Source organism: Streptomyces sp. LZ34 (assembly GCF_053890475.1).
Genome location: NZ_CM132680.1, coordinates 6,893,603 through 6,911,217 on the forward strand (window position 1 = coordinate 6,893,603; position 17,615 = coordinate 6,911,217).

At 72.8% G+C, this 17,615-nt stretch carries 17 protein-coding genes; 13 read left to right on the forward strand and 4 right to left on the reverse strand.

What is annotated here, in order from left to right; translation table 11 throughout:
* Nucleotides 1-17: 17 nt before the first annotated feature.
* A complete protein-coding gene (locus ACWY4P_RS28310; protein WP_456203154.1) occupies nucleotides 18-1,160 on the reverse strand; it encodes an NADH-quinone oxidoreductase subunit D in 1,143 nt (380 codons plus the stop codon).
* Complete coding sequence (locus ACWY4P_RS28315; RefSeq protein WP_456203155.1) at nucleotides 1,157-2,368, reverse strand: SAM-dependent methyltransferase; 1,212 nt, start codon at nucleotides 2,366-2,368, stop codon at nucleotides 1,157-1,159. Before ACWY4P_RS28315 ends, ACWY4P_RS28310 begins: the two co-directional genes overlap by 4 nt.
* Nucleotides 2,369-2,477: 109 nt before the next feature.
* Between ACWY4P_RS28315 and ACWY4P_RS28320 the strand changes: the two genes are divergently transcribed.
* Both ACWY4P_RS28320 and ACWY4P_RS28325 read left to right on the forward strand, forming a co-directional pair.
* Entirely contained in the window at nucleotides 2,478-3,692 is a 1,215-nt protein-coding gene (locus ACWY4P_RS28320) for a sensor histidine kinase (RefSeq protein WP_456203156.1), read from the forward strand.
* A gap of 90 nt (nucleotides 3,693-3,782) precedes the next feature.
* The gene (locus ACWY4P_RS28325) at nucleotides 3,783-4,484 is read left to right on the forward strand and encodes a response regulator transcription factor (protein WP_456203157.1); all 702 of its coding nucleotides are present in this window, start codon (nucleotides 3,783-3,785) and stop codon (nucleotides 4,482-4,484) included.
* A 97-nt stretch (nucleotides 4,485-4,581) separates the two neighbouring features.
* Here ACWY4P_RS28325 and ACWY4P_RS28330 read toward each other — a convergent pair whose 3' ends face one another.
* A complete protein-coding gene (locus ACWY4P_RS28330) occupies nucleotides 4,582-4,920 on the reverse strand; it encodes an ArsR/SmtB family transcription factor (RefSeq protein ID WP_456203158.1) in 339 nt (112 codons plus the stop codon).
* Nucleotides 4,921-5,028: 108 nt separating this feature from the next.
* Here ACWY4P_RS28330 and ACWY4P_RS28335 point away from each other — a divergent pair, with 108 nt between their 5' ends.
* Nucleotides 5,029-6,009 carry a quinone oxidoreductase family protein gene (locus ACWY4P_RS28335; RefSeq protein WP_456203159.1) on the forward strand — a complete coding sequence of 327 codons (981 nt, stop codon included), beginning with the start codon at nucleotides 5,029-5,031 and terminating at the stop codon, nucleotides 6,007-6,009.
* Between the two features lie 80 nt (nucleotides 6,010-6,089).
* On the opposite strand, the gene ACWY4P_RS28340 is transcribed toward ACWY4P_RS28335, so the two are convergent.
* Nucleotides 6,090-7,307, reverse strand: a complete 1,218-nt coding sequence (locus tag ACWY4P_RS28340) for a threonine aldolase family protein (RefSeq protein WP_456203160.1) — start codon at nucleotides 7,305-7,307, stop codon at nucleotides 6,090-6,092.
* Between the two features lie 148 nt (nucleotides 7,308-7,455).
* Here ACWY4P_RS28340 and ACWY4P_RS28345 point away from each other — a divergent pair, with 148 nt between their 5' ends.
* From ACWY4P_RS28345 to ACWY4P_RS28390, 10 genes are all read left to right on the forward strand, one after another.
* Nucleotides 7,456-8,391, forward strand: coding sequence for a Rossmann-like and DUF2520 domain-containing protein (locus ACWY4P_RS28345; RefSeq protein ID WP_456203161.1), 936 nt, complete (start codon nucleotides 7,456-7,458; stop codon nucleotides 8,389-8,391).
* Between the two features lie 47 nt (nucleotides 8,392-8,438).
* Nucleotides 8,439-9,302: a pantoate--beta-alanine ligase gene (gene panC / locus ACWY4P_RS28350; protein ID WP_456213079.1), complete on the forward strand. Its 864-nt coding sequence runs from the start codon at nucleotides 8,439-8,441 to the stop codon at nucleotides 9,300-9,302.
* Entirely contained in the window at nucleotides 9,299-11,212 is a 1,914-nt protein-coding gene (locus tag ACWY4P_RS28355) for an L-aspartate oxidase (RefSeq protein ID WP_456203162.1), read from the forward strand. Before panC ends, ACWY4P_RS28355 begins: the two co-directional genes overlap by 4 nt.
* Nucleotides 11,209-12,282 (forward strand): carboxylating nicotinate-nucleotide diphosphorylase, encoded by a 1,074-nt coding sequence (gene nadC, locus ACWY4P_RS28360; RefSeq protein ID WP_456203163.1) that lies wholly within the window; start codon nucleotides 11,209-11,211, stop codon nucleotides 12,280-12,282. The genes ACWY4P_RS28355 and nadC overlap by 4 nt, the downstream gene beginning before the upstream one ends.
* A gap of 2 nt (nucleotides 12,283-12,284) precedes the next feature.
* Complete coding sequence (locus tag ACWY4P_RS28365) at nucleotides 12,285-13,082, forward strand: type III pantothenate kinase (protein WP_456203164.1); 798 nt, start codon at nucleotides 12,285-12,287, stop codon at nucleotides 13,080-13,082.
* A 169-nt stretch (nucleotides 13,083-13,251) separates the two neighbouring features.
* Complete coding sequence (locus tag ACWY4P_RS28370; RefSeq protein WP_456203165.1) at nucleotides 13,252-14,919, forward strand: hypothetical protein; 1,668 nt, start codon at nucleotides 13,252-13,254, stop codon at nucleotides 14,917-14,919.
* A gap of 439 nt (nucleotides 14,920-15,358) precedes the next feature.
* Nucleotides 15,359-16,291, forward strand: a complete 933-nt coding sequence (locus tag ACWY4P_RS28375; protein WP_456203166.1) for a hypothetical protein — start codon at nucleotides 15,359-15,361, stop codon at nucleotides 16,289-16,291.
* Nucleotides 16,292-16,371: 80 nt separating this feature from the next.
* The gene (locus ACWY4P_RS28380; RefSeq protein ID WP_456203167.1) at nucleotides 16,372-16,548 is read left to right on the forward strand and encodes a hypothetical protein; all 177 of its coding nucleotides are present in this window, start codon (nucleotides 16,372-16,374) and stop codon (nucleotides 16,546-16,548) included.
* A 122-nt stretch (nucleotides 16,549-16,670) separates the two neighbouring features.
* The gene (locus ACWY4P_RS28385) at nucleotides 16,671-17,066 is read left to right on the forward strand and encodes a BlaI/MecI/CopY family transcriptional regulator (RefSeq protein WP_456213080.1); all 396 of its coding nucleotides are present in this window, start codon (nucleotides 16,671-16,673) and stop codon (nucleotides 17,064-17,066) included.
* Between the two features lie 21 nt (nucleotides 17,067-17,087).
* On the forward strand, nucleotides 17,088-17,609 hold the full coding sequence (locus ACWY4P_RS28390) for an amino-acid N-acetyltransferase (RefSeq protein WP_456203168.1): 522 nt from the start codon (nucleotides 17,088-17,090) through the stop codon (nucleotides 17,607-17,609).
* Nucleotides 17,610-17,615: the final 6 nt, after the last annotated feature.

Below are 17,615 nucleotides of genomic sequence, written 5' to 3' on the forward strand. Positions count from 1 at the left end.
GCCGCCGTACCCGCCGGTCATTTGTCGATGTCGCCGACGACGAAGAAGAGCGAGCCGAGGATGGCCACCATGTCGGCGACCAGCGTGCCCGGCAGCAGCTCGGTCAGCGCCTGGATGTTGTTGTACGACGCCGACCGCAGCTTCAGCCGGTACGGCGTTTTCTCGCCCTTCGAGACGAGGTAGTAGCCGTTGAGGCCGAGCGGGTTCTCGGTCCAGGCGTAGGTGTGGCCCTCGGGCGCCTTGAGCACCTTGGGCAGCCGCTGGTTGATCGGCCCCGGCGGGAGCTCCGCGATCCGGTCCAGGCAGGCGTCCGCGAGGTCCAGGGAATTGTGGGTCTGCTCCAGCAGGCACTCGAAGCGCGCCAGGCAGTCGCCCTCCTCGCGGACGACGACCTTCAGGGTGTCCCGCAGCTCCCCGTACGCCAGATACGGCTCGTCGCGCCGCAGGTCGAAGTCGACGCCGGAGGCGCGGGCGATGGGTCCGCTGACCCCGTAGGCGTGCACCGTCTCGCGCGCCAGCGCGCCCACCCCGCGGGTGCGCCCCCGGAAGATCTCGTTGCCGAGCACCAGCCGGTCGTACACGTCCATGCGCGAGCGGACCTCGGCCACCGCCTGGCGGGCCCGGCCGAGCCAGCCCGCCGGGAGGTCCTCCTTGAGGCCGCCGACCCGGTTGAACATGTAGTGCATCCGGCCGCCGGAGACCTCCTCCATGACGTGCTGGAGGTCCTCGCGCTCGCGGAACGCGTAGAAGATCGGCGTGATGCCGCCCAGCTCCAGGGGGTAGGACCCCAGGAACATCAGGTGGTTCAGCACCCGGTTCAGCTCGGCCAGCAGGGTGCGCGTCCACACGGCGCGCTCGGGCACCTCCATGCCCAGCATCCGCTCGACGGCGAGGACGACGCCCAGCTCGTTGGAGAAGGCGGAGAGCCAGTCGTGGCGGTTGGCGAGCATGATGATCTGGCGGTAGTCCCGCGCCTCGAACAGCTTCTCCGCGCCGCGGTGCATATACCCGATCACCGGCTCGGCGCTCTGGATCCGCTCCCCGTCCAGGACGATGCGCAGCCGCAGCACGCCGTGGGTGGACGGGTGCTGCGGGCCGATGTTGAGCACCATGTCGGTGCTCTCGGCGGCACCGCCGATGCCGACTGTCGTCTCCGTCATGAGCCCAGTCTCTCAGCCGCCGTTTCTCCACCCCGCCGGCCTGGCCCCAGCAGCCCGCCGCACGCCGCCACCGTCGGCTGCAGCAGCCAGGCGAAGCCCCCGAGCCCCGCCGGGTCCAGCAGCTCCGCCGCCTCGCCCGCCCCGCTCAGCGCGCGTACGTACGCCGCCGGGTCGTCGGTGGCCAGCGCGAGCGGCGGCCGCCGCCCCTTGAGGCCGAGGGCGCGCAGCGCGTCGCGCTGGGGGAGGGCGACGGGCGCGAGCGAGGGGTCAGTGAGCGGGGGGTCGGTGAGCGAGGGATCAGTGAGCGAGGAATCCGCCGCCGCCCTGCCCCGCAGAGCCGCCCCGCCCCGCAGAGCCGCCCTGCCCCGCAGAGCCGCCGCGCCCGCCGCCGCGCATGCGTCGATCGCCACATGGGAGGTCAGATCGCAGGAGCCGTCCGGCACGGGCCGCACCTCGCGCCCCTCGCGGAAGCCGGTCAGCGTCCCGAACAGGGGCCGCGCCCCGCGCTCGTGCGCGTAGTCGACGGCGACCGCGAGCCCCGACCGCAGGGCCCGCACCGCCGCCGCCCACGCCTCGTCCCGTGGCCGGCCGATCTCCGCCCGCAGCCCCGGCTCGTCCCGTGCCGACGGCCACCAGCGCGCCAGCCAGTCCGCGTCCGCGCCGCCCACCGGCTCGCCCAGCCGTTCGGCGCCGTCCTCGGGGGCGACCAGGACCCGGCGCCAGGCGCCGTCCGCGTCGGTCTCCACCACGTCGACGGGGACATTGTCGAGCCATTCGTTGGCGAAGAGGAGTCCGTCGAGGCCGTCGCGCGGCAGCTCGCCGAGGTCCCCGAGCCAGGCGATCCGGGGGTCGAGGCCGGGCGGGCGCGGCGCGCGCTCCACGGCGTACGGGCGCAGCCGGTCGCCCAGCCGGGAGCCCCGCGAGCCCCGCCGGGCGGGCATTCCCGCCGCGCACGCGAGCACGCCGGTCAGCAACTCGCCGCGCCCCGCGCCCACATCCACCAAGGCCAGCTCGTCCGGGTGTCCCAGCGCCCGGTCCACCCGCGCCAGCAGCTCGGCGACCGCCGCCGCGTACCGGGGGGAAGCGTGCACCGATGTACGGAAATGACCGGCTGGTCCTTCCGTACGGCGGAAGAACCCTTCCGGTCCGTAGAGGGCGTATTCGGTGGCGTCACGCCACTCCAGCCATTCCCGCGTCTCGCTCGCCACACGCCTACGCTAAGCGGAGCGGTATCCACCTTGGGTCGTAGGGCGGCGGCTCACGGATCGCCCGTCCGGCTGACCCCCGGACGTATCCACCATGCCTACGCTGGGTGACGTGCAGCGCCTCTACGATTTCCTCCGCAGGCACCCGACAGGGGTGGACAGCTTCTGGGCCGTCCTCCTCTTCGGCTTCTCGCTTCTGTGGGTCGTGAACGCGCGCATGCACTCGGTGCCGCGCGTCATGGCCGTGCCGGTCGTCCTCGCGCTGTGCGCCGCCGTCGCGCTGCGCCGCCGAGCACCCGAAAAGATGCTGATCCTCGTCACGGCGTGCGGGCTGGCCCAGGTCGCGCTGAACGTCGAGCAGAACCCCGCCGACTTCGCGATGCTGGTCGTCGTCTACACGGTGGCGGCCGAGGGAGAGCGCTGGGCGTCCCGCTTCGCGCTCGTCGCCGCCCTGGCCGCGCCGCTCCTCGCCGCCATGCGCTGGCCCAGCCCGGAGCACCCGGAGGCGGGGGAGCGGACGTGGTGGGGCGCCGCCATCGCCACGGTCTTCATCACCATCCCGTTCGTCCTGGCCTGGGTGCTCGGCGACTCCATCCGTACCCGCCGCGCCTACTACGCCCAGCTGGAGGAGCGCGCCGCGCGCCTGGAGAAGGAGCGCGAGGCGCAGGCCAAGGTGGCGGTGGCCGCCGAGCGTGCGCGGATCGCGCGCGAGCTGCACGACGTCGTCGCGCACAACGTGTCGGTGATGGTGGTCCAGGCCGACGGCGCCGCGTATGTCATGGACGCCGCCCCCGACCAGGCCCGGCAGGCCCTGGAGACGATCTCCGGCACCGGCCGCCAGGCGCTCGCCGAGATGCGGCGGCTGCTCGGCGTGCTGCGCTCGGGGGCGCCCAGCGACGACAGCGACTACGTCCCGCAGCCGGACGTGGAGCAGATAGACGACCTCGTGGAGCAGGTGCGCGGCGCCGGGCTGCCGGTGGACTTCAAGATCGTGGGCAGTCCGCGCCCGCTGCCCAGCGGCGTCGAGCTGACCGCCTACCGCATCGTGCAGGAAGCGCTCACCAACACCCGCAAGCACGGCGGCCCGGACGTCGGCGCGAGCGTGCGGCTGACCTACTTCGACGACGGGCTCGGCCTCCTGGTCGAGGACGACGGGCGGGGAGCGCGGCAGGAGGTGTACGAGGACGGCGGCGCGGACGGCCAGGGGCACGGCCTGATCGGGATGCGGGAGCGGATCGGCATGGTGGGGGGCACCCTCGACGCGGGCCCACGGCCGGGCGGCGGCTTCCGCATCAGCGCGCTGCTGCCGCTCAAGTCGGCCGGCTGAGCGGCGCGGCCGCACGGCCGATCAGTAGTGTCACCACACACCGTGACTTGCTCGCCGTCACTTGCTCACCGAGGGAAGGGACCCGACCGGATGCCGATCCGCGTCATGCTCGTCGACGACCAAGTGCTGCTGCGCACCGGCTTCCGGATGGTGCTCGCGGCCCAGCCCGACATGGAGGTCGTCGCCGAGGCGGGCGACGGCGCGGAGGCCTTGGAGGTGCTGCGCACCGCCGAGGTCGACGTCGTCCTCATGGACGTCCGGATGCCCAAGCTCGACGGGGTCGAGGCGACCCGCCGCATCTGTGCGCAGGAGGGCGCGCCCAAGGTGCTCATCCTGACCACCTTCGACCTCGACGAGTACGCCTTCTCGGCGCTCAAGGCCGGGGCGGGCGGCTTCATGCTCAAGGACGTGCCGCCGGGCGAGCTGCTCGCCGCGATCCGTGCCGTGCACAGCGGGGACGCGGTCGTCGCCCCCAGTACCACCCGCCGCCTGCTGGACCGCTTCGCGCCGCTGCTGCCGGGCACGGCCGGCGGCAACGGGCCCGGCGGATCGGCCCGCCCGGAGCTGGCGCGGCTGACCGACCGCGAGCGCGAGGTCATGCTGCTGGTCGCGCAGGGGCTGTCGAACGGCGAGATAGCGGCGCGCCTGGTGCTCTCCGAGGCGACCGTCAAGACGCATGTGGGCCGTATTCTCACCAAGCTGGAGCTGCGCGACCGGGTGCAGGTGGTGGTGATGGCGTACGAGTCGGGGCTGGTACGGGCCCAGGGCCCGGGCGGCGGCTCCCGGCCCTGATCTCCGGCGCCCCGGTACTACCAGCACCCCCGGCACTACCAGCTACCCCCGGCACCCCCGGCATCACCAGCGCCCCGCCACCACCGGCCGGGAGCGCCTACGGCGTGCGCTGCTCCTCGTCCCGCAGCACGAGCGCGAGCAGCCCCGGGAAGCGGTGGTCGAACTCCGCGCGGCGCAGCCTGTTGACCCGCTTGGCGCCCATGTCGCGCTGCTCGATGAGGCCCGCCGCGCGCAGCACCGCGAAGTGGTGGCTGAGCGCCGCCTTGCCGACCGGTACGTCGAAGGTGCCGCAGGTGCGCTCCCAGTCGGCGGCCCCGGCGAGCTCGCGGACGAGCTGCAGCCGCACCGGGTCGGCGAGCGCCGCGAGCGCGGTCAGCACGGGGACGTCGTCGGGGTGGGTGTGGTCGGGCGCGGCCCGGTGGCTGCGCTGGCTCATCGCGGCCCTCCTCGCTTGTCACGGTGACCCGTTGCCAAGTGTTCGATGAGATACGTACACTCGGGTGTGTTCGCTTTTGCTTGAACATTCTAGGCGGAGGGCACCGGCATGCGCGCGATTGTTGTGGAAGAGCTCGGGGGACCGGAGGCTCTGCGCCTCACACAGGTCGAGGACGTCTCGCCCGGGCCCGGCGAGGTGACCGTCGACGTCGCCTACGCGGGCGTCAACTTCGCGGACATCAAGGCGCGCGGCGAGGGCTACCGCGTCTCCGCGCTCCCGTTCGTCCCCGGTCTGGAGGTCTCCGGCCGCGTTCGGGCCCTCGGCGAGGGCGTCACCGGCCTGCGGCCCGGCCAGGAGGTCGCCGCCTTCACCGACTCCGGCGGCTACGCCGAGACCGTCGCCGTCGCCGCGGAGACGGTCTTCCCGCTGCCGGACGGCGTCCAGCCGCGCACCGGGGCGACCCTGCCGACCGTCCTGCCGACCGCGCACGCGCTGCTGCACGAGGTCGGGCGGGTGCGCGAGGGCGAGACGGTGCTGGTCCAAGGCGCGGCGGGCGGCGTGGGCCTGGTGGCCGGGCAGCTGGCCCGGCTGGCGGGCGCCGGGACGGTGTACGGCGTCGTCTCCCGCCCGGAGAAGGTGGACGAGGCGCTGAAGTACGGCTACGACGAGGTGTTCGTCGGCGAGGACTTCCCCAAGAGCGTACGGCGGGCCACCGGTGGCCGCGGCGTGGACCTCGCCCTCGACCCGGTCGGCGGCGACAGCCTGCGGCGAGCCCTGGACTCCCTCGCCATCTTCGGCCGCCTGGTCTCCTTCGGCAACGCGAGCTCCGCCGCGCCCTGGCAGCTCGGCCAGGCGGAGCTCTACCCGGCCGCCCGCTCGGTGTCCGGCTTCTCGATCCTGGAACTCGCGCGGCGGGAGCCGGCGGCGCTGCGCGCCATCGCCGCGCGCGCCTTCGACACCGTCGCGAGCGGGCGGGTCACCCTCCCGATCACGGCGGAGTTCCCCCTCGAAGAGGCCGCCGAGGCCCACCGCCTGATCGAGACCCGCACTACCACCGGCAAGCTCCTTCTGCGGGTCGCGGGCGGCTGAAACCCGACCTGTGGGACGCCCTGGCGGGTCGGGGCCCTGGCGGGTGTGCGGGCGCGCTGGCCGGCCGCGCAGCGCCCAGTTCAGCCGCCCGCCCCGCCTCGCGGAAGCCGCTCCAGGAAGGCGGCGACCGCGGCCGCGACGTCGCTCGCCATCCACTCCAGTGCGGATGAGGCGACGGTCACCTCGGTCATGGCCAGGCCCGGCGGCCCCGGCTCCCACCACCGGCCGAACAGCGTCGTGCGCGTCTCCTCCGCCAGCCGCAGACCCGCCTCGTCCAGGTCACTCGCCGGATACGGCAGCCACACCTGGAAGCGGTGGGTGTGCGGCGGGTGCGGATGCACCCGGAACCAGGCCACGCCGGCGGCAGTGAACGCCTCGCCCAGCGCCTTCGCCACGACCTTGGCGTGCGCCACGTACGACGGCAGCCGGGGCAGCTCGCGGTCCAGGCCGACCAGCGCGGCCAGGGCCGCGGGCCACTGCTGGAACAACTGCCCGCCGTACCGGTGCCGCCACGCCTTCGCCTCCTCCACCAGCGCCTCGGGCCCGGCCAGCGCGGCCCCCGAAATGCCGTCCAGCGACTTGTAGAACGACACGTACACCGAGTCCGCGAGGGAGGCGATCTCCGACAGCTCACGCCCGAAGTGCGGGGTGCACTCCCAGAGCCTGGCCCCGTCGAAGTGGACCACCGCCTCCCGCTCCCGCGCGGCCTCCACCACGGCGGTCAGCTCGTCCCAGGTGGGCAGCACAAAGCCCGCGTCGCGCAGCGGAAGCTCCAGGGCGAGCGTCCCGAAGGGCTCGTCCAGCTTTCGGATCTCGTCGGCCGTGGGCAGCCGCGGCTCGCTCGTCGGCCGCACCGCGCGCAGCCCGCTCACCGTCAGATAGGCGTCGCGTTCATACGTCTCCAGGTGCGAGAGCGGATGCACGGCCACGGCCGGGTTGCCGGTACGCCCCGCCCAGCAGCGCAGTGCGATCTGCTGGGCCATGGTGCCGGTGGGGAAGAAGGCCGCGGCCTCCATGCCGAGCAGATCGGCGACCCGCCGCTCCAGCTCCTCGACGACCCCGTCCCCGTAGAAGTCCACCCAGTCGTCCAGGTCGTACGCCCCGGCCGCGTCGGCCGTCAGCCGGGCCAGCCGCTCGCCGATCTGCTCGCCGACCGCGAGGCTCGTCAGCGCTCGCGTCGAGCCGCGCCATGCCGCGAGCCTGCGGGCCCGCGGCTGTTCCGGCCCCTCCGGCTGGCCCGGCTGTTCCGGGCCTTCCGGCCGCTCCGGCTGCTCCGGCCGCTCTGTTCCGTCCGCCATGGGCCCGAGCATGTCGTACCCGCGCTCGCGCGGGCCACAGGGTTTTCCACAGCCCTGGGACAGGATCGGATCATCTGGAAGCACTCGCGTAGCATGGCGGGGAATCGTCCGGTACCCCCTGAGGACTGGAACGGAAGGCCGTCGTCGAGTGAACGCACATCCACTTCCCGAGCCGCAGGACCGCCCGGCCCGGCTCACCGTCGGGGTCGTCGGCGCCGGTCGCGTCGGCCCTGCCCTCGCCGCCTCGCTGCGGCTCGCCGGGCACCGCCCCGTCGCCGCGTCGGGCGTCTCCGAGGCCTCCGTGCGCCGGGCCGCCGCCCTGCTCCCCGAGGTTCCGATCGTCCCGCCCGCCGAAGTGCTGGCGCGGGCCGAGCTGGTCCTGCTGACCGTCCCCGACGACGCGCTGCCCGACCTGGTCAGCGGCCTCGCCGAGACCGGTGCGGTGCGTCCCGGGCAGCTGCTCGTGCACACCTCCGGGCGGTACGGCACGTCCGTGCTCGACCCCGCCCTGCGCGCCGGGGCGCTGCCGCTCGCGCTGCACCCCGTCATGACCTTCACCGGCACCCCCGTCGACGTCCAGCGCCTCGCGGGCTGCTCCTTCGGGGTCACCGCCCCCGAAGAGCTGCGGATGGCGGCCGAGGCCCTGGTCATCGAGATGGGCGGCGAGCCCGAGTGGATCGCCGAGGAGGCCCGGCCGCTCTACCACGCCGCCCTCGCCATCGGCTCCAACCACCTGGTCACGCTGGTCGCCCAGGCCATGGACCTGCTGCGCGCCGCCGGGGTCGGGACCCCCGACCGGATGCTCGGCCCGCTGCTGGGCGCCGCCCTGGACAACGCCCTGCGCAGCGGCGACGCCGCGCTGACCGGCCCGGTCGCGCGCGGCGACGCCGGCACCGTCGCCGCCCATGTCGCCGAGTTGCACCGCCACGCCCCTCAGGCCGTCCCCGGCTACCTCGCGATGGCCCGTACGACGGCGGACCGCGCGCTCGCCGCCGGGCTGCTCAAGCCCGAGCTCGCCGAGGACCTGCTGGGCGTCCTCTCGGACGTCTCCGACGTCCCCGGCCTGGGAGGGGCGGGAGCATGAGCCCGAAGCTGTGGCGCAAGGCCGGCCCCGGTGAGGCGGACGTGGAGCTGTTCACCAGTCGCTCCGACTTCGACGCCGCCCTGGCGCAGTTCGCCACCCCGGGGCGCGTCGCCGTCGTCATGACCATGGGCGCGCTCCACGAAGGACACGCCTCCCTCATACGCGCGGCCCGCGCCCGGGTCGGCGCCAAGGGTGTGGTGACGGTCACCGTCTTCGTCAACCCCCTGCAGTTCGGCGCGGGCGAGGACCTGGACCGCTATCCGCGCACGATCGACGCCGACCTCCAGGTCGCGGCCGCCGCGGGCGCGGACATCGTCTTCGCCCCGCCGGTCGAGGAGGTGTACGGGGGCGGCGAGCCGTGGGTGCGGATGACCGCGGGTGCCATGGGGGAGCGGTACGAGGGCGCCTCGCGTCCCGGGCACTTCGACGGGGTGCTCACCGTCGTGGCCAAGCTGCTCCACCTCACCCGTCCGGACGTCGCCTTCTTCGGCGAGAAGGATGCCCAGCAACTGGCCGTGATCCGACGCATGGTGCTCGACCTGGACTTCCCCGTCGAGATCGTCGGCGTTCCGACGGTCAGGGAGGTCGACGGCCTCGCGCTCTCCAGCCGTAACCGCTACCTGTCGCCGCCGGAGCGGAGCACCGCCCTGACCCTGTCCCGCGCGCTGTTCGCGGGGCGCGACGCGGGGCGGGACGCGGCGGCGGTCCGGTCCGCCGCGCGCGCGGCGCTGGATGAGGCGGCCTCCCTCGAACCACCCCTCACCCTCGACTATCTGGCGCTCGTCGATCCCTTGGACTTCACCGAGGTCCCCGACGACCACACCGGCGAGGCCGTCCTCGCCGTCGCCGCCAAGGTCGGCACCACGCGCCTGATAGACAACGTCCGCCTGTGGTTCGGAGCCGCGCGATGATCCAAGAGAAGAAGCCGGCGGCCGTCGGCGCGGCCCTGCGTGCCCCGGCCCCCGGCTGGGCCATCGAGGCCGGCGTCGTGGTCGTCGGATCGGGCGTCGCCGGCCTGACCGTCGCGCTGCGCTGCGCCGCCGCCGGAGCGAAGGTCACCGTCGTCACCAAGGCCCGCCTCGACGACGGCTCCACGCGCTGGGCCCAGGGAGGCATAGCGGCCGCCCTCGGCGAGGGCGACACCCCCGAGCAGCACCTCGACGACACCCTGGTCGCCGGCGCCGGGCTCTGCGACGAGACGGCCGTACGCACGCTGGTCACCGAGGGCCCCGACGCCGTACGCCGCCTGATCGACACCGGCGCCCGGTTCGACGCCGACGACGACACCGGCGAGATCCTGCTGACCCGCGAGGGCGGCCACCACCGCCGCCGCATCGCGCACGCGGGCGGCGACGCGACCGGCGCGGAGATCTCCCGGGCGCTGGTCGAGGCGGTGCGCGCGGCCGGGATCGAGACCGTTGAGAACGCGCTGGTGCTCGACCTGCTCAAGGACGCGTCCGGCCGCGCGGCGGGCGTCACCCTGCATGTCATGGGCGAGGGCCAGCGGGACGGCGTCGGCGCGGTGCGCGCGGGCGCGGTGGTCCTCGCGACCGGCGGCATGGGCCAGGTGTTCTCCGCCACCACCAACCCGGCCGTGTCCACCGGCGACGGCGTGGCCCTCGCGCTGCGCGCCGGGGCGGAGGTCTCCGACCTGGAGTTCGTGCAGTTCCACCCCACGGTGCTGTGGCTCGGCCCGGAGGCGGAGGGCCAGCAGCCACTGGTCTCGGAGGCGGTACGGGGCGAGGGCGCGTATCTCGTCGACGCCGACGGCGTCCGCTTTATGCAGGGGCAGCACGAGCTGGCCGAGCTCGCGCCCCGCGACATCGTCGCCAAGGGCATCATGCGGCGGATACGCGAGCAGGGCGCCGAGCATATGTACCTGGACGCCAGCCACTTCGGCGCGCGGATGTGGGAGCACCGCTTCCCCACCATCCTCGCCGCCTGCCGCGCCCACGGCATCGACCCGGTCACCGAGCCCATCCCGGTGGCGCCCGCCGCGCACTACGCGAGCGGCGGCGTACGCACCGACCTCACCGGCCGCACCACGGTCCCCGGGCTCTACGCCTGCGGCGAGGTCGCCTGCACCGGCGTCCACGGCGCGAACCGGCTCGCGTCCAACTCCCTCCTGGAGGGCCTGGTCTTCGCGGAGCGCATCGCCGAGGACATCACCTCAGCCCCGAACCCACAGACCCAGACCCCACAGACCCAGACCCCACAGACCCAGACCCCGCAGACCCAGACCCCGCAGACCCAGACCCCGCAGACCCAGACCCCGCAGACCCAGACCCCACAGACCTCGGCCCCACAGGCACAGCACAAGCACATCCCTGTCGCCCGGACCGCCATCGTCGAGGGGCCGCTGCTGCCGATCGAGGCCCGGTACACCATCCAGCGGATCATGACCGCCGGGGCCGGGGTGCTCCGATCCGCCGAGAGCCTGGCCCACGCCGCCGCCCAGCTGGAACAGGTCCACAACGAAGCCGCTGAGACGCTGCGCCGCGACGGCAAGACCGCCGAGCCGGGGGTCGACACCTGGGAGTCGACCAACCTCCTCCTCGTCGCCCGCGTCCTGGTGGCCGCCGCCCTCCGCCGCGAGGAGACCCGCGGCTGCCACTGGCGCGAGGACCGCCCCGACCGGGACGACCCGGCCTGGCGCCGGCACCTCCTGGTCACCCTGCGCCCGGACGACACGCTGGACGTCCGTACGACGGACTCGGAGGCGTTCCCCACGACCGGCGGGGCGGCCTCAGCCGAGGCGTTCCCAGCCGAGGCGTTCCCCCCACTCACCACCCCCCGAACGAAGACGGAGTCCCACCCGTGAGCAGCACCCCCGACGACCGCCCACAGCCAGTCGCCCTCCCGCTGCTGCAGATCGGCCTCCCCGGCGGGGGCCCCGGCTGCGGTGACGCGTGCGGCTGTGGCGCCGACGACGAGGCGTACGACCTCGACCCCATGGAGTGCGGTCTGGACCCCGACCTCGCCCAGCTCCTGGCCGACGCCGGGCTCGACCCCGTCAAGGTCGAGGACATCGCGCACATGGCGATCGAGGAGGACCTCGACAACGGCGTGGACGTGACGACCGTGGCCACCATCCCCGAAGACGCCATGGCCACCGGCGACTTCACCGCCCGCGAGGCGGGCACCGTCGCCGGGCTGCGTGTCGCCGAGGCGGTGCTGTCCATCGTCTGCACCGACGAGTTCGAGGTCGAGCGGCATGTCGAGGACGGCGACCGGGTCGCCGCCGGCCAGCAGCTGCTCACCGTCCGCACCCGCACCCGCGACCTGCTCACCGCCGAGCGCAGCGCGCTCAACCTGCTGTGCCGGCTGTCCGGTATCGCCACCGCGACCCGCGCCTGGGCGGACGCGTTGGAGGGCACCAAGGCCAACGTCCGCGACACCCGTAAGACCACCCCGGGGCTGCGCGTGCTGGAGAAGTACGCGGTGCGCTGCGGCGGTGGCGTCAACCACCGTATGTCGCTGTCGGACGCGGCCCTGGTCAAGGACAACCACGTGGTCGCGGCGGGCGGCGTGGCACAGGCGTTCAAGGCCGTGCGCGCCGAGTTCCCGGACGTGGACGTGGAGGTGGAGGTCGACACCCTGGACCAGATTCCGCCGGTGCTCGACGCGGGCGCGGACCTGATCCTGCTCGACAACTTCACCCTGGAGCAGACCCGGCAGGCCGTCGAGCTGGTCGCGGGCCGCGCCGCCCTGGAGTCCTCGGGCCGTCTCACGCTCGCCAACGCGCGGGCGTACGGCGAGACGGGCGTCGACTATCTCGCGGTCGGCGCGCTCACCCACTCCTCCCCGATCCTCGACATCGGCCTGGACCTGCGCGAGGCCGAAGAAGAAGAGGCCGAGCGCGAGGCCGAGGGCGGGGCCGAGGCGAACTGACCATGTTGCTGACCATCGACGTGGGAAACACCCATACCGTGCTGGGCCTGTTCGACGGCGACGAGATCGTCGAACACTGGCGGATCTCCACGGACGCCCGCCGCACCGCCGACGAGCTGGCCGTCATCCTTCAGGGTCTGATGGGCATGCACCCCCTGCTCGGCGAGGAGCTGGGCGACGGCATCGAGGGCATCTCCATCTGCTCCACCGTCCCCTCCGTCCTGCACGAGCTGCGCGAGGTGACCCGCCGCTACTACGGGGACGTGCCCTCCGTTCTGGTCGAGCCGGGAGTGAAGACCGGTGTGCCGATCCTGATGGACAACCCGAAGGAGGTCGGCGCCGACCGGATCATCAACGCCCTGGCGGCCGTCGAGCTGTACGAGGGCCCGTGCGTGGTCGTCGACTTCGGCACGGCGACCACCTTCGACGCGGTCAGCGCGCGCGGCGAGTACGTGGGCGGGGTGATCGCGCCGGGCATCGAGATCTCCGTCGAGGCGCTCGGCGTGCGCGGCGCGCAGCTGCGCAAGATCGAGCTGGCCCGGCCGCGCAGCGTCATCGGCAAGAACACCGTCGAGGCGATGCAGGCCGGCATCCTGTACGGGTTCGCCGGCCAGGTCGACGGCGTGGTCCGGCGGATGGCGCGCGAACTGGCCGACGACCCCACAGATGTGACGGTCATCGCCACCGGGGGCCTGGCCCCCATGGTGCTGGGCGAGTCCTCGGTCATCGACGAGCACGAGCCGTGGCTGACCCTGATCGGCCTGCGCCTGGTGTACGAGCGCAACGTCTCGCGGGGCTGACCCGGCCCCTGCCTCCGCCTCGCTGCCTCCCCTTCCCTACTCCTGCTCACAACTTTCCGTTCACCGGAGGGCAACCATCCGGTCAGCGGGACTGTCTTGCGAGCGAAGGTAATCGGGTAACCGCGAGGTGGGCATGGGACGCATGTGGCATAAGGGGAAAACGATTCACGTGGCGGCCGCGGGGGCGGTGATCGCGCTCGGGATGGCCGTCGGTGTGCCCGCCGCATACGCGGAGGACGAGCCGACCCAGCCCTGGGCCGAGATCCTCGCCCCCGAGCACATCGCCCTCCCGTCGGCGGCCGACGGGCAGGGTGCCGTCGCCCCGAGCGTGAGTTATTCGTTCGCCGACGACGGGGCCGAATTCCCCCTGCCCAAGAACGCCAAGATGGTCATCGACGCGAGCGGCCTCGAAGGCGTTGCGACGATCAAGGCCAACAACGAGCAGTGCACCGGCTCCGGCGCGGTCGTCACCTGCCTCGACAACGGCAACCTCCACGGCCCCTGGGAGCCGTTCACGCTCACCGCCGACTCCGACGCCGAGCCCGGCGCCTCCGGCACCATCAGCTACGAGGTGACGGCCGACGGCGCGACCGGGGACAAGAGCTCCTCCAAGGTCGTGGTCGGCTCGCCCCGGCTGGTCGTGGGCAAGCTGCCGGACCGCAGCGGCCTCAAGACCGGCTCCACGGTTGACCTGCCCCTGGCCGTACGCAACACCGGGAATCTGCCGACCGAGCGCGTCGACATCCAGCTGACCAGCGTCCCCGGCGTCGAATTCACGACGAAGCCGAAGAACTGCCGCTTCGACTCCGATTGGGACGACTCCGCGCGCGTCTACTGCTCCATCGACACCGCCCTCGAACCGGGCCAGTCCGCGAAGCTCAGCACCCCGCTGACCGTCAAGGTCACCAAGGCCGCCCTGGCCCCCTGGATCGACTACGAGGTCGAGGCCGTCCCGGCGGGCAGCGAAGAGAACCCGAACGGCACCCCCGGCACCGGGTCCCCGATCGCCTTCACCGCCGCCTCCGCCGGTGACTTCGAGGCCGATGGCAAGAGCAGCGTCTCCCTCCGCACCGACAACCACGCCGACTTCCGCGCCGTGGGCGGCGTCATCGACCCCGAGGCCGACAACGGCACCACGGGCGGGCTGAAGTTCGGGCTGACCAACGACGGCCCGGCGGCCGCGTACCGCAAGGACCGCAAGCCGATCCTGTACGCCGACATCACGCTGCCCGAGGGCGTCACCGGGCTCACCAACCGAATCGACGAAGAGCCGGACCAGGACACCACCGGCGAGTGCCTGACGTATGTGAACGAGACCGAGACCAAGAAGTTCGAGCCGGGCCACCGCCGCTATCTGTGCCCCGAGGCCTCGACCGAGCTGCCCGGCGAGGGCCAGACGTACGGCCTCGGCGTGAAGATCGCCAAGGACGCCGACAAGAACGCCACCGGCACCGTCAAGCTGGTCCCCGGCCCGGCGGGCTTCAGCACCAATGACCCGAACTCCGCCAACGACACCGCGAAGATCACCTTCAAGGGCGCGTCCGGCGGCTCCGGCGGGTCATCCACCGGCGGCGACGACACGGGCGGCGACGGCTCGACCGGCGGCTCCGGTTCCGGCTCGGCTTCCGGTTCACAGGACGGCGGCACGTCCGGCTCCGGCGGCTCCGGTGACGGCGCCACGAGCGGCGGCTCCTCCGACGGCGGTTCCACCGGCGGCACGATGGCCCTGACCGGCGCGGGCGGCATCAGCCTGATGGCGGGCGGCGCCGCGGTGGCGCTCGCGCTCGGCGGCACCGCGGTCGTCGTCACCCGCCGCCGCCGGGCGGCCCGCGTCTGACGCACCCGCACATCCTCCGACCCGACACCTCCGACCCGACACCTCCGACCCGACACCTCCGACCCGACACCTCCCGACGCCCCCGGCCGTCGGCCCGCTCGCGCAGAGAGCGGCCGCGGCCGGGGGCGTCGGCTTTGTTGGGGCCTGCTGCGCCGTCTACATCTGCCGTACCGTCCGTGGCCGCTGTCCGACTGGCCGTCCGGCCCTGCCTGCCGTGTCAGCCGTTTATTTGCGGCGGCTGTGCCCGCAGTGCCTTCCGGCGCCTCGCGGCGCCATCACGCACGCGTTCCATGCCTTTCCGTAACGTGCCGCACTTTTCCGCAACGCGCCGCACCGCCCCGCGCTCAGCGAATTTTGTCCGCTTAGCACTTAAAGTCGGCCCATGCCCACGCCATATGGATCTCGCGGCGGAATGGCGTTCAGTGCGGATGAGCTGCGTGTGCTCCGACGCGCCCTCGCCATCGCCCTACAGCCCCATCCCGTCACACTCTCCCCCGGCCACGGGGGCCCGGACCGGACGGAGGAGGTCCAGGACTGTCTCCGCCTCGCCGAGGCCGTGGACGAAGCGGTCCGCGAGGGCGGGCGGCTGAGAGCCTTCCTGCTCGACGAACTCGCCCGCTACCGCGCCGCCCTCCCCGGCGCTGCCGTCGGCTACCTCGATCAGCTCGAAGGCGTCCTGGCGGCCGGCTACGAGCCGCTTCCGGAGGACCTGGCCGCGCTGCGCCAGCTGTGCCGGTCCGCCGCCGGGACCGGCGAGGCCGAGCGCCGCCGCACCCTGCTGCGCCATTGTGAGCGGCTCGCCGAGCGGGGCGTACGGGCCCGGCTCGCGGAGCGCGCGGCGGGGGCCCTGCGGCCCCACGACGGCCGATCCCCGGCGGTCCGGCTGAGGGTGCTGCCCGGCGGGGCCCCCGCGGGCGGCGCCCGGGTGGTGCAGAAGGGCGGCGAACCCGGCCGGGAGCCGCGCGGGAAGCCGTCCGCCCCCGACCGCGGCGGCCGCGAGGAGCCCAAGGGCGGCGAGCCGGCGCAGGGGGAATCGAAACAGAATGAGCCCCAAAAGGGCGGCGAGCCGGCGCAAGCCGAGCCCAAGCGCGAGGAACCGAAGCAGGACGAGCCCAAGAAGGGTGAGCCCAAGCAGAGCGAACCCAAGCAGAACGAGCCCAAGAAAGCCGAACCCAAGAAAGCCGAACCCAAGCGCGCTGAGCCGACGCGCGGTGAGCCGGGGCGCGGCGAACCAGGACGGGGTGAGCCGGGCCGCAGGGCGCCGCGCCCGGGCCGTCCGGTGCCCACCCCCGCGGAAGTCTTCCCGCCCAAGCGCCGCCGCCCGGCCCAGCCGCCGGAAGGCGACTCCCGGCTCGGGCGGGTCCCGGCCTGAGCCGGGGCCGGCGCACCCCGTAATCTGGAGGCCTCGAGCCAGCTCGAGTCAGCTCGATCGAGCCAGAAGGAGCGACAGCCATGGATTACATCTCCGCGCTGGTCCCGCCCGTGGTGATGGCCGTGGCCTTCACCGCGCTGATTGTGACGATCGTGAAGAGCCAGGGCGGTGCCAACAAGGCCAAAGAGGACGCCGCGGTCGACGCGGCGCTCGCCCGCGCCGAGGCCGAGCGGCAGGCACGGCCCAGCGCTTCCTGACCTGCCCGAAGCCTCCGGAGCTTATGGGGTCGTGCGTCCCGGGATGACATCATCTCGGGATGTGCGCCCTTTTTTGCGCGCATGAACCCGACATTCGAGACATCTACCACTATTATTCTCGTGTGCCTCGGCCATTGGGAGATCTCGAAGACGCGGTCATGACGCGGGTGTGGAAGTGGAACCGCCCGGTCACGGTCCGGGAAGTCCTGGAAGACCTTCAACAGGAACGCTCGATCGCCTACACGACGGTCATGACCGTAATGGACAACCTCCATCAGAAGGGCTGGCTGCGCCGTGAGGTGGAAGGGCGCGCCTATCGATATGCCGCGGTCTCCACCCGCGCCGCCTACTCGGCCGCACTGATGAACGAGGCATGGTCCGCGAGTGACAACCCGGCCGCCGCGCTCGTCGCGTTCTTCGGGATGATGTCCGAAGCGCAGCGAGATGCGCTGCGAGATGCGATGCGCGTCGTACAACTCGAAGAGCCCGGTGAGAGCCCCGGTGAGTCGGGACGATGACACCGGCGATAGCGTCCAAGCATGTCCTTGGCTCAATCTAAAGCAGTCACCGTCCGCCGCGCCCGGACCTCCGATGTGCCGGCCGTGCGCCGCCTCATCGATCGCTACGTGGCCGATCGCATCCTCCTCGACAAAGCGACGGTGACGCTTTACGAGGACATCCAGGAGTTCTGGGTGGCGGAGCGGGACGGGGACGCGGAGGTCATTGGCTGCGGGGCGCTGCATGTCATGTGGGAAGACCTCGCGGAGGTTCGCACTCTCGCGGTGGATGCCGCCGTGAAGGGCAGTGGTGTAGGCCACCTGGTGCTCGACAAGCTGTTGCAAACGGCGCGCTGGCTCGGCGTACGGCGCATTTTCTGCCTCACCTTCGAAGTCGACTTCTTCACCAAGCACGGCTTCGTGGAGATCGGCGAGACGCCGGTCGACGGTGATGTCTACAGCGAGCTGCTGCGTTCCTATGACGAGGGCGTCGCGGAGTTCCTGGGTCTCGAACGGGTGAAGCCGAACACCCTTGGCAACAGCCGGATGCTTCTGCAACTGTGATCACGG